At 61.5% G+C, this 12,360-nt stretch carries 10 protein-coding genes; 9 read left to right on the forward strand and 1 reads right to left on the reverse strand.

Annotated features, from left to right (window positions below):
• The first annotated feature begins 274 nt into the window (after positions 1–274).
• From AC1DR1_RS21990 to AC1DR1_RS22030, 9 genes are all read left to right on the forward strand, one after another.
• Positions 275–1,747, forward strand: coding sequence for an SCO6880 family protein (locus AC1DR1_RS21990; RefSeq protein ID WP_476993335.1), 1,473 nt, complete (start codon positions 275–277; stop codon positions 1,745–1,747).
• Between the two features lie 233 nt (positions 1,748–1,980).
• Positions 1,981–3,198 (forward strand): ATP-binding protein, encoded by a 1,218-nt coding sequence (locus tag AC1DR1_RS21995; RefSeq protein ID WP_476993326.1) that lies wholly within the window; start codon positions 1,981–1,983, stop codon positions 3,196–3,198.
• A complete protein-coding gene (locus AC1DR1_RS22000) occupies positions 3,195–5,006 on the forward strand; it encodes a type IV secretory system conjugative DNA transfer family protein (RefSeq protein WP_476993327.1) in 1,812 nt (603 codons plus the stop codon). Before AC1DR1_RS21995 ends, AC1DR1_RS22000 begins: the two co-directional genes overlap by 4 nt.
• A 551-nt stretch (positions 5,007–5,557) precedes the next feature.
• A complete protein-coding gene (locus AC1DR1_RS22005) occupies positions 5,558–6,700 on the forward strand; it encodes an ArdC-like ssDNA-binding domain-containing protein (RefSeq protein WP_476993328.1) in 1,143 nt (380 codons plus the stop codon).
• Between the two features lie 57 nt (positions 6,701–6,757).
• On the forward strand, positions 6,758–7,267 hold the full coding sequence (locus AC1DR1_RS22010; protein WP_476993329.1) for a single-stranded DNA-binding protein: 510 nt from the start codon (positions 6,758–6,760) through the stop codon (positions 7,265–7,267).
• 153 nt (positions 7,268–7,420) lie between these two features.
• Positions 7,421–7,912 (forward strand): hypothetical protein, encoded by a 492-nt coding sequence (locus AC1DR1_RS22015; RefSeq protein WP_476993330.1) that lies wholly within the window; start codon positions 7,421–7,423, stop codon positions 7,910–7,912.
• Positions 7,909–9,009: a hypothetical protein gene (locus tag AC1DR1_RS22020; protein WP_476993331.1), complete on the forward strand. Its 1,101-nt coding sequence runs from the start codon at positions 7,909–7,911 to the stop codon at positions 9,007–9,009. The genes AC1DR1_RS22015 and AC1DR1_RS22020 overlap by 4 nt, the downstream gene beginning before the upstream one ends.
• A gap of 28 nt (positions 9,010–9,037) precedes the next feature.
• Positions 9,038–9,385 carry a hypothetical protein gene (locus AC1DR1_RS22025; protein ID WP_476993332.1) on the forward strand — a complete coding sequence of 116 codons (348 nt, stop codon included), beginning with the start codon at positions 9,038–9,040 and terminating at the stop codon, positions 9,383–9,385.
• 289 nt (positions 9,386–9,674) lie between these two features.
• Positions 9,675–10,586: an alpha/beta hydrolase family protein gene (locus AC1DR1_RS22030; protein ID WP_476993333.1), complete on the forward strand. Its 912-nt coding sequence runs from the start codon at positions 9,675–9,677 to the stop codon at positions 10,584–10,586.
• 1,474 nt (positions 10,587–12,060) lie between these two features.
• Here AC1DR1_RS22030 and AC1DR1_RS22035 read toward each other — a convergent pair.
• On the reverse strand, positions 12,061–12,195 hold the full coding sequence (locus AC1DR1_RS22035) for a hypothetical protein (RefSeq protein ID WP_476993334.1): 135 nt from the start codon (positions 12,193–12,195) through the stop codon (positions 12,061–12,063).
• Between the last annotated feature and the right edge of the window lie 165 nt (positions 12,196–12,360).

Genomic DNA, 12,360 nt, shown 5'->3' on the forward strand with positions numbered 1-12,360 from the left:
GGTCAGGGAGGCTCGGCGGCCATCGGGTCGGCACCGCTGGAACTGGTCTCGGGGTCTTCAAGCTCCGGGACGACAACGCCCCATTCCGCAGAGCGAGCTGACGTCGGATCCAATGCCAGCCGAGCTGCAACCCGCGGGCCGACTCCTAAGCACGAGCCCGGCACCGCCAAACGCTTCCCAGCCAAGCCGCGCCCTGCCCATCCCGGGCCAAAGGCGCCCGTACAGAAACCTGAGACGCCGACGACGGTGATCCCACCACAGATTGGAGGTCACAATGACTGACGAAAGTAGGGCCCTGAGTCCTGTCAGCTTTCCGCGGCAAGAACGGCACGGAGTGCTGCTCGGGCTGCAGTGGTATCAGTTGGCGCTCGCGGGCGCCGGCGTTCTCGCGGCATGCTTGGCGTCTGCTTCGGGAGGAGCTCACCGGCTGTTTTGGACGAGTCCACTCTGGCTCTCCCTGCTGTTCCTGGGTTTCATGCAGTACGACAGGATCCCGTACCCGGTGTGGATCCTGACCACTGCTCGATTCGTGGGCCGCATAGCAACCCACCAAACCACTTTTCTGGCGACCACCGAGAAGCCTGTGGCTACGGGGTCGCTGGTCCTCCCGGGCGGTCTATCTTCATTGACCATCCATAAGACAGCCCAAGGTTGGTGCTTCGTCGTCGACAGCGAGGCGCGGGAGGCATTCGCTGTCATCAGGTGCCGGGCGACTGCCTTTGCGTTGCTGGAAGACGAAGACAAGGCATATGCCGTCCAGGAATGGTCCCGCGTGCAAGCCAACCTTGCCAAACGTCCGGGTGTTGCCCGGATCGCGATTCAGGATTACACGGTCCAGTTCCCCGCCTCGGCTTTAGAGGAGTACTACAGCCGGCGGGTGGCGGTACGTAAATCGTCTTCCGCCAGCACCGAGTGGGGAGACCGCTCGTACAAGGATCTCGTCTCGGCAGCCGGGGCTGCGAGCAGCCACGACATCCTTGTGACGCTCGTACTCGACACCGCTCGCGCTCGCCGGAGGATCCGTGACGCTGGAGGTGGCGTTAGCGGGACCGAGCAGACTTTGCGATCAGAACTTGAGGCGCTGGCGACCGGACTCAACACGCACGGAGTGAAAGTCGAAGAATGGCTCTCGGACAGACAATTCGCGGAAGTCCTCAGGGGAGCGTTTGACCCGTCTTCACTCTTGGCAATTGGGCAGCGAAAAGGCGACGTCAGGGGTATGGACCCCGCCCAGGCCGGACCAATGGGTATGGAGGAACACTGGACCCATCTTCGAACTGACACCGGTTTCCACCAAACTTTCTGGGTTGCAGGATGGCCGCGGCAAAAGGTCTTTCCGGGCTTCCTTCATCCGCTMGTCTATGTCGGCGGCTTCCGTCACACCATTACGCAGGTCCTCAGGGCCGTTCCCACCGACCGGGCTTTGAAGGACATCCGGTCCGCGCAGGAAGCCCACGAGACCAGGCGCCGGATCAACGCCAAGTTCGACCGCCCAACAACGCGTGAACAGCTCGCCGAGGAACAGGAAGTTCAGCAGCGGGAGGAAGAGATCGTTGCCGGCCACGGAGATGTTCGCCAGGCCGCCTATGTGACCATCACCGCCGCGACGCTGGAGGAACTGTCAAGATGCCGGCAGGAACTGGAGTCCGCTGCTGCGAGCGCATTTGTCGACGTTCGGCTAGTGGTGGGACAACAGTGGGCGGCGTTCGTCGCGGGCGCGCTGCCCCTGGGCAGGGGACTCAAGTGAAGCCGCCGATCAAAAGCGTTGAGTTCGTGTCTGCCGGTGAAACGCGGAGTGCTCGCCGGAAACGGCGCCGGGGCCAGGGACATGACGACGGCGCCCTGCAACAAATCTGGAACCGGCTGACGGACGAACCAGCTGACGGCGGGTTGAATGCGCAATCCGGGAATCGTCGTCGTGGTCCGCACGAGATGGCCGGTCAGCATCGACTTGAACCGTCTCCGCACCGCGCGTCAACAATGACGTTTGCGGCCGCCTATCCGTTTCTCACTGAGTCGGGACTCGGACACGAAGGGACCTACATCGGCTCCGACGTCTTCGGTTCCGGCGCATTCTCCTATGACCCGTGGATTCTCTACGACCGGGGAGTGATCAGTGGACCGTCCATCGTTGTGATCGGCACCGTGGGGACGGGCAAGTCGATGTGCGGCAAGTCGCTTGTGGCCCGCTCGATCACGCTGGGCCGTAAGGCTGCTGTTGCCTCGGATCCGAAAGGGGAGTGGGTCCGAGTTGCCCAGGCTGTCGGCGGCAAGGTGATTTCCGTTGGACCCGGGCGCCGGACACGCGTTAACCCGCTAGACGCCGGACCACGGGCGAGCGATCTGTCCAACGCCCAGTGGCACGCCGTCGTCAGGCAGCGGCGCCGGCAACTCCTAGTGGCCCTCGTGTCACTCATGCGCCAGGGTGAGCCCATGCTGCCGGTCGAACACACCGCGCTGGACATGGCATTGACCGAAGCTGTAGCCGCCAACGCGACTCCTACGCTTCCCATGGTGCTGGACCGCCTGCTGGATCCTGCACCGGAAACGCGAAAGCTGGTAGGGCCCGACGGCGGCACATCAGTTGCGCACTCGCTTCGGCGCACCGTGTCCGGGGACCTCGAAGGAATGTTCGATGCCCCTTCAACGGTTAAGTTCGACGCCGATGCTCCGATGATGGTGATGGACACCTCGGCGCTCATAGGAGCCTCCGAGCAGGCGCTCTCGCTCGCTGCTGCCTGCAGCGCCACCTGGCTCGAGGCGGCCATCACCAATCCGGATGGCGGCAAGCGGATCGTTGTGTACGACGAGGGCTGGCGAATGCTGGCGGACCCGTTCATGTTGGTCAAGATGAGCGAGCAATGGCGGCTGGCGCGGACCTATGGCATCGCCAATCTGCTAATCATGCACAAAGTGGCCGACCTTAATGAAATAGGTGACAGCTCCAGCGGGCACCGCCAAAAGGCCCTGGGCCTGCTCACCGAAGCAGACACGCGAATCATCTACCGGCAGAAACATGACTCCATGAGCCTGACAAAGCAGGCGCTCGGTCTCACCGCCGCCGAATGCCAACAAGTCGAAAACCTCCCGAAGGGCGTCGGTCTGTGGAAGGTGGGAAGCCGGTCCTTCATCGTCGCAAACCGTGTGACCACAGACGAGCTTGAAGTGTTCACTACGGACCACAGGATGCTGGAATGAAATCCAGTCATCACGACGAGAACCTGCTCCTCAACTTAGGACTCCTCTTTTTAGCCGGCTACGTCGCTACCTGCGCGGTGGCAGAGTCGGCTACGAGCCTCGTGGCGCAGTGGCAATGCGGGAGAGGGATGGTGACCTTTCACGGTCCGTTCGCCGTCGTCGGACTGGTCACGGGCGACGTGGGCGCCATTGGCCGAATACCGGACGGCTGCGCGATCGACATCTTCCTCGTCCGGTTGCTGGTGTGTGCGGCGCTCGCCGTCTTGGTGGCGTGTGCCGTCGCTCTCTTGTTTGTTTGGCGCAGCTGGCGGCAGTCGGGCGCATGGCTTCGGTTGGAAATCCTAGGCCGAGACGGGATCGCGAAGCGGGCCGAGATCGTTCGGGAGTTTGGGCGGCGGGCCGCGCTGCGACGGGGACACGTGACGAGGCCCGGTTTGCAACAGCTGCGGCTGGCAGACGTGTCGTGGACTCTCGGGACATCGCGTGGCGTAAAGATCAATGTCTCCACCGAGGAGTCAATGGTTATCCAAGGCGCGCCGCGTTCCGGTAAAGGCCTCTTCGTGGTGGTCAACGCCATTCTCGATGCGCCCGGCGCCGTGGTCACAACGTCAACGCGCGCTGACAACCTCTCCATCACCATGAAAGCCCGCGCAAGTGGAGGGCGCCCCGTTACCGTCTTCGATCCTCAGGGGATGTCAGGGCTGGGCTCGACTCTGCGATGGTCGCCGGTCCGTGGTTGCGAGGACCCTGACATTGCTGTCCGGCGAGCGTTGGTGATCTCGGCAGACACTCAGATGACGGGCGAGAACGCCGCCTGGCAAAAGCGTGCCCAGATCGTCCTGCAGACCCTTCTGCACGCGGCGGCTCTCTCCGGCGAGGGAATCAGGGCCTTCCGCCGGTGGTCCTCCAACCCGGTGCTCGCTGCGGAGGCATTGGAAGTCCTTCAGAGCCCGACGGCAGCATTGGGCTGGCAGTCCGACCTCATGGGCATTCTCGAGGACGACCCGCGGAATACGTCGAATTCCTGGATCGGGGTCTCTGCTGCAGTGGCGCCGCTATCGTCCCCGAAGGTGCTCGCTGCCCTGGATCCGACACATCCGGAGGACGATTTCGATCCCCGGACATTCATCCGCGAGCGCGGCACCCTCTACCTGATCGGCACCAAGTCCGGAGCGGCCGCCGCAGGTCCGTATCTGTCCGCCCTCATAGACGACATTGACGCAACAGCTCGAGAAATGGCCTTCACGGCTGCCGGCGGCAGACTCGATCCACCCCTATCGCTCATCCTCGATGAGATCGCGAACCTCTCGCCTTGGCCAGGCCTGCCGGTGACTTTGTCGGACGGAGGCGGAATCGGAATCTCCACGATGGTTGTTCTCCAGTCGCTGTCCCAAGCACGTTCGGGCTGGTCCATCGAGGAAGCCTCCACCATCTGGGAATCGGCCATCATCAAGGTCATTTTCGGCGGTGGATCCGACGAGCGCGACCTGCGGGATCTTGCCGCGCTGATCGGGGATCGGCAATTCACTTACAGAACCCGGTCCTGGTCCTCTCAAGGACGGCAGACTGGTGAGCAAATCCGGGACTTGCCTGTCATCGCGCTGCACGAGATCCGCCGTCTCCCACCCGGTACTGCCCTGATGTTGGGGCGTCGAACGAGGCCCATCCTCCTGGATTTGCGCGGCTGGCATCAACGGAAAGACGCGGCAGACTTGGGACGGTTCAAGCGGGAGGCTGAGGAAGCTCTGGCCTTGGGCCATGCCGCTCATCTCGCGCCTGTTGAGAAGGATCCCGATGGGACAGTTTGACGAGGACGGTGACCCGCTGGCCCTGCTCTTTGACGAACTTGAGCCGGCAGCCCGGGCGTCAACTACGCCAACGTACAGGTGGCGTGACCTTGATCCGCACACGGTCAGGACGGCGTGGCTGGAGTTGGACCGCTGGGTGCGATGGTTCGTCTCCACGTACCGGTTGTCGACGTCGGTGGTGCCGGACTGCTGGTGGAGGCATTCCGAACTAGTTGCCGAACTTTACGCCCTGCAGCGAGCGGAACTGGCTTCCTTTGGGGAGGCGGACTCAGGGTACGGGCCGCTGGGGTTCCACGAACGAATCCCCATAGCGGTCGAGCGCCTCCGGACCCATACCAAGGCGATTGGTTGTGTCGGGCTCCAGGCCCACCGGGAGCTCAGTCCTCGGGTGATGCCTGAGCTCGGTTCTGAGTTCCTCTCTTGGAGTGCCGAACCGCACCAAATACGTACTGAGCCTTCAGATCATGTCATCAGCCCGGGTGCGACGCATGGATAGGTGTCCGGCCTTAGCAGGGGCGGACACAGACTAAGAAGCAACGGAGGTGGCTGTCGTGGCCCCTGATAAAGATGCCGCGCTTGACGGCGAGCCGATCCTTGGGCGCTCTCGCCCGGGTGTGGGAATGAGCCCCGAGGCCCGCATCGTTCAACTAACAGACCAGTTGCATGCCGTTCTGGAAGGTGCGATTTCATCGCCTGGCCGCTGGCATCAACTCTTGGACACGTCGGCCACGCTGTGGCGGTACTCCGGCGGGAATGTGGCCCTCCTGATGGCGCAACGGGAAATGCTCGGGCTGCAGCCGCCGACATTGGTGGCCGGGTACCGCGAGTGGCAGCGGCATGGCCGCACAGTGGTCAAAGGGGAGCACGCGCTGTGGGTGCTGGCTCCACGAACCGCACGCAAAGACTCCCAGCCATCGGAAGCGACTATGGGGGACAAGGGTGACGGCAGGGGAGCAGAGCTGTCCGCAGCCGATCCCGGGACTGATAGGAAGATCGTCGGCTGGCGGGGCCAGGCGGTCTTTGATGTCTCCCAGACGGAAGGCGAGCCCATCTATGTGCCGCGTCCCGGCGTCGGAATGGCGGATATTCCTGCGGGACTCTGGGAGGCCCTGGTTCAGGCTGCTGAACGCCGCCGGTTCACCGTAGATGTTTCGGACAGCCAGCGGTCCATGTCGAGCGGGTACGCCGATTTTGTGGATCGCCGGGTCCAGGTCGGTGCTTGGCTTGGCCGAGAGGACGCCGCGGCCGTCTTGGCGCATGAACTTGGACACGTGTACCTCCACGGCCCCGACGACAAGGTTGGAAAGCTGTATGGCAGCGGGCTGCAGCACCGTGGACTGGCCGAGGTAGAGGCCGAGTCCGTGGCATACACCGTCCTGCGGGCCCACGGCATCGACCGTGGGCCGCAGTCATCGAGCTATCTAGCCGGATGGGCCGACAGGGTCATCGACGTTGAACGGGCCGGGAGATCCGGAACCGAGGAGACGGCTGGCCACTTGACGCGGTTGGAGGTCGCTCGGTCGACTCTCGGCCGGGTGACTGCAACCTGCCGCGACATTCTTGAGATCACTCATCCTGCTGGAGCGGGTGGAAAGCTGACGGCGCTTCAGTCATCCCTCGTGGATGCCGGACTCGATTCCCGTCCGATTGCTGTAACGCCGAGCCCCGCCTCCGCAGGCCTTCGCACTACATGATCCCCTAGATTTCCAGTCGGACTGGCCGGTTGGAATCGAGAAAGGTAGGCACCAATAATGGGCACTAGAATCCCGGTATCCATTTCCGGCAACCTCGTCGCCGATCCGGAACTCACCTACGGCGAATCAGGGGTAGCCCACGCGAAACTACGCGTGGCCGTCAATCAGCGACTGCAAAATGCTGACGGCTCCTGGCGAGACGGAGAACCGCTCTTCCACAATGTGTCGGCATTCCGTGCGTTGGCAGAGAATGTGGCCAACTCCCTGAAGAAGGGGGACCCGGTTGCTATCGGCGGGGAGATGGAATTCCGCCACTACGACAAGGACGGGGTGCAGCACGAGGCGCATCGCATCGTCGCTGACACCGTGGGACCCGACCTTCGCTATGGGACGGTCGCATTTCAGCGGACGCCCAAGGCGAGCGCCGACGTGTTTGCAGGCCCCACGGGTCCTGCGGGTCCTGCTCAGCGCGACTTAGGTCCTGCTCAGGACTGGGGAGCTGCTCCGCTGGGACATTCGTCAGTTCCGACGGGAGCAGGGCAATCTGCGCAGGGGCTCCAGCTCTAGTCCATCGAGATGTAGTGCGCGCTTGCTCTGGACATGTCCAGAGCAAGCGCGGTTCAATAGTGGCTAGTCGTCGGGCTGCTTCTGCCAGGGGAATGGCCCATAAACGCCGGGCGGAGGCTATGGTTGGCCGGCCGCTGCAAGGATGGGATGCAAATGGAAAATCCTTCATTCGACATAGGCTCAACGCCCGCGGATTGTGCGGCGCAGGCGTTCAGCTCCCTTCGGCTTCCAATCCATCTGACCCTCGAACGGCTAGTTTCAGTCGTGGAATCTCTCCGCAGTCGCCCCATTGAGATCGACGTCGCGGATGGCCTCAACGGGGGATCTGTCTGCGGGCTTTGGCTGTCTACGGACACGAAAGAAATCATTCTCCACGCAGCCACTGGTTCCGCGTTGCACCGCCAGCAATTCGTTCTCCACGAGCTGGGCCACATGGTTCTGCGCCACGATGAGGTGGGCGTGCCCGTCGACTACGCGCGTAGCGTCTTTCCCAACCTTCCGGGTCAGATGGTGCGGCGAGTCCTCATGCGGAGCAGCTTTGTCGATCAGATTGAGGCGGCCGCAGAGACTCTCGCCGATCTATTTGCCGCCGCCATTCGGGATAGCGCTCAGGAACCTCGATCGTTCGAAAGAGTATTCGGATGATCCAGGTCATCGCCGCCGGCGTCATTTGGGGACTGGTTCTGTGCCTCTTGCCTGGGATCAGCCGGCGAACGGACCACAGCATAGTCGTTGCCGCTGTGACGATAGCTTCCGCGCTGACATTGAACATCGATCCCGTGTACTTGGTTGGGGATGCGGTATTGGGTGGCCGCAACGTCCTGGATCTTTGTTCGAACATCCTAATGGTGGTGGGTATCTACTTCCTGTCGAGGGCGATTCTCCGCGCTGCTGACCCGAGCGAAGCGCCTGCACTTTCGCACAATTTCGGTCTGGCAGTCCTTGGTGTTGTGGTGGCGGCCCTCGTTGTCAGTTTTAGTTTGATCGATGCTGCCCGAACATCGACGAGCTTCATGAGGGCTTATGGCGACCAATGGTCTGCGGCTGCCTACTCTGCGGTGCAGTTTGTGTACATCGGAGTAGTCGTCGGTGTCACGGGCTACACGTGCTTCAGGTTCCGTGGAGACATGACCAGGCCTTACTTCCGGATTGCGTTCACACTGATCGGTGTGGGTTGCGCGCTGGCGATCGTTCTGGTCTTGGCCGTGCTTGGGATGGACATGTTCCATCTGCTTGGCGACCTGGACTCCATGAGTGCCCTCTCAGCCTTCTACGACGGAGCAGTGCTGGGAGCCATGATCTTTCTGTGCGCGGGCCTGGCACTACCGCCGGTTGCGCGCCGTATTGGGCGAAGGAGCCAAGCGAGAACAGAACCCTTCCTGGTCAGTTGCCTCACTGAAATCTGGGAAAAGACCACTGGGACTCGGATGGAGCTTCGGCTTGAATCTGGCGCAATTGTTGCCGATCAGCGTGACTCCGCGAGGTGGCGTCTGCATAGGATGCTCGTGGAGACCCAGGACGCCCTGCTCGTTGATCCATCACTTGCTAAGTTATTGAACGATCGGGAAATTCAGGTGTTGGCGCGAGTGGAGGAATATTTGGCGGTTCGCCAAAGCTCGCGTCCGCATGGAAGGCAGCTGGGGGACATCGAAAGGGGGACCGCACTTCGTGACGGACACAGCTGGCGAGCCACTCGAGACGCCCCAAGCCAAACTCGCTCGCAAGCTCAACCTCCTGCTTGATTTGTATGAGGCCCAAGGTTCAGAGCCTTTGACCTATCCGCAGATCAGCCACCACATGGCTCAGCGCGGGACGCCCTTGTCGCGCTCGCGGTGGGCCTACATGCGCAGTGGTGACAGTTCACTGGCGACCGACGCGGCTCTGCTGAGGAATCTCGCGGAGTTCTTCGGCGTCGAATCCAACTACCTGCTGGGCGACACCGACGAGGTTCCCGATCTGGTGGATGCCCAGTTGCAACTCCTACGCACAATGCGGGAAGCCCGTGTCCGAAACTTTGCCGCAAGGCAGCTGCAGGGCATTTCACCTGCAACCCTGGTGCGGCTCCGGAAAGTCATCGACGAACGATTGGGAGGTGGGGGCGACGACGGCGGTTCGTAGGTTCCTTATAGGGCTTGGGGTAGTAGGGGTAGTCGGCGCCTCGGTTGCATTTCTCGGCGCTGCCTACTTCGCACGTCAGGTTGTCGTGCCTAAGACCACGCGGAAGGAGGACCTTCCTATCCGACGGGTGTTTGACGGAAATGACGGCGAATTGTTCGTAGAACTTCCAGCCTCGTCACAGACAACAGCGCCGGGCCGGTACAGCATTTGGTTCGCCACGGGCTCCGGGCATGCCTGCGTAGGACCAGTAGTCGCGGACGATCCTGGCGCCGGCAGTGTCACTCGAGTCGTGGAGCGGGTCGACTCCGGTGATCTTCGTGCCGCAAAGGCAGGGATCTGGAGTGCCTACGTCTTTTCGAAGCCGGAACAACTCGGGCTGCCCTTTTCTGAAGCCGAGATACCGGTGGAAGGCGGCATAGCGCCGGCTTGGAAGTTTGACCCGGCGGAGGCGTCGGAAGGGCCAAATGCCTGGGCCATCCACATCCACGGAATGGGCGGCAAAAGGGGCGGGGCTCTTCGGGGTGTGCCGGTGGCCGTGCGAATGGGCTTCACCTCGTTGGTCGTTTCGTTCCGCAACGATGGGGAGGCACCGCCGGCAGTTGATGGCCGCTACACTCTCGGGCAGTCAGAGTGGCTCGACGTGGACGCGGCTGTGCAGTATGCCGTCGATAACGGGGCGGAGCAGATAGTCCTTTTCGGCTGGTCCCTTGGCGCGTCCATTGCCCTGCGTCTTGCGGATTTGTCTGCCCATTCGGACCGCATAGTCGGGTTGGTTCTCGATGCGCCTGTAATGGACTGGACCACGACTCTAGTCGAGAACGCCAGCGCCAGCGGGCTTCCACGCCCGATTACAGCCCTCGGTCTCCGCGTCCTGCAATCGCCGAAAATGCGGTGGGTGACGGGATTGCAGGATCCCATAGACCTCGCCCAGTTGGATTGGATGAGCCGAGCTTCGGAGATCAATAAGCGCACACTGGTGCTGCACGGACAACAGGATCCCTCGACGCCCTTTCGTGTGTCACAGCAAGTCGCCGATCTTCGTCCAGATGTAGTCCACATCGTTTCCTTCGACACTGCTGGCCATTCGCACGAGTGGAATGTTGACACTGAACGATGGGAAGACGCGGCAGTGACCTTGCTGGCTTCGTCACCCGCCTCCGTTTTCGACTCGAAGCAATACCCTGCTGACGCACAGGGCTAGTCGCCTTCTCCGAAAAAGGTCCTCAGCACACAGGGGACGGCATCCCATCGGAGGATCGGCGTGCTGCTTCGACTGCCCCAGCAATAGTGGCAACGGCCACCAGGGTCACCACAGCTCAGGTTTCGACGGGTCCGGTACGGGCGGCGTTCAAGCATCGAAGCTCGTCGTCCCGAAAGCGGTCTGCGTCCCGGACTTCTAATCGATAGAGGTTTGGGAGGCGTTTGCCGCATGATTCCGGGGTTTTCGGGTGACGAGCGCCTGCCTGGGGGCCGCGGCGAATGACAACCGTGTAAGCCGGGGGTGGGAGAACGTAGTGGCACGTCGCTAGACTTTAGTTAAGCCGCAGGTCAGGTGCCTGTTGCTGGCGACAAAAGCTCGACCCCGCCGTAAGTGACCTTGAGTTCATACCTCAGGATCTTGGCGGGGTCGTGTCTCCGTCGTCTACCTGTCACCGGTAGAGGACTCGCGTTCCTGTAAGGGAACACTACGGAACAATTTGAACCTTGTTCTAACGCCCCAAACACTACTATTACACACGCTGGCTTGGCAAGAAACTGTCAAGTGTGTAGCCAACTAGTGTCAAGTCGGTGGTCAGGCAACCCCTCTGTAATTGACAGTTCCGTCGGAGGATGAGTTTTTCTCTTGCTTGTTGAGATTTTCCGTCAAATTAGTTGATGTGCGTCAGCCGGCGCTGTTCAAAGCCCAGCGCGGGCAACCTTTTCGCCGACTCTGGAATGTCCTCAACCATAAATATCTCAACATCGCTTCGAGCCGCCCTCTGAGGGAAAGAGCCGCGACTGATAGATCGCGAAGCGCGGAGGGCGGTGCCCAGGCTGCTTGGGCTTCTATTGATTTCCAACCTAGGCGTTCTTCTTGCGGAAGGTGCCGGCGATGGAGAGTTGCTTGAGTATTGGATGGGCCCGGTCGCAGTGACAACAAGCAGCCGGGCAGAGATCCAATGGATCACAGAAGACGTCGGACGCATCTTTCCCGAAGCGTGGACCGACTTCGCAGAGTCGGCCAACGCGGAACCGGGCGAACGCGTGATCGAGGCTTACGCTCGTCGGCTAGCAGGCCAGGATCGCGAGGACGCCCGACGTGCTGCCCTGTCTTGGGATCGGTGGGAATCAACGCACATCTCGTTGGACCCCAGCTGGCTTCCTGGACTACTTTTTGAAGACGAGCGAGAGCGCACGACGTTCGCTCTTCTCGTGACGCACTACTGGGCCAAAGACGGATTCCTAGTAGACGGACAAGAGATCATTCCCGCGGATTCACGAGCTCAACGGCATCCCTGGTTACCTCATTCATGGCCGACGGGACATCAGCGGCCCTGTCGTCACCGCGTGGCACTTGCACCGGCGTTGGGAGTCAAGCCGACTCATCGTCATTGAGGACGAAGGTCACGGCGGCTCGTCATCCATGGCTGCACTGACGCAGGCAGTCCAAGACATCGCTGCACTGATCTGAGGCCCTAGTCGTTGTGATACACGGACAGCCACTTGCGGTAGTTCGTGGCGAGGGCGTCGTTACGGAGGAGGCCTCGTTCCAGGAGGGAAATCTTGGAGGGCCATTGGTCAAGTTCGTGGGCTGCGGTCGTGATGGTCAATCCTAGTTTTGTGCGCATGCTAACTAGCAACCACCTGGGACACAGCAATCGATAGGGAAACAACTGCACCGATCAACCAGGCGCTCAGCACTAGGGCGTATACGACAAACAACCCGAAATCATGCTCGATGGGCCACAGGCTCCTACTTCTGCGCATGTAGGGGC

This window comes from Arthrobacter sp. P4_F10 (assembly GCF_056401435.1).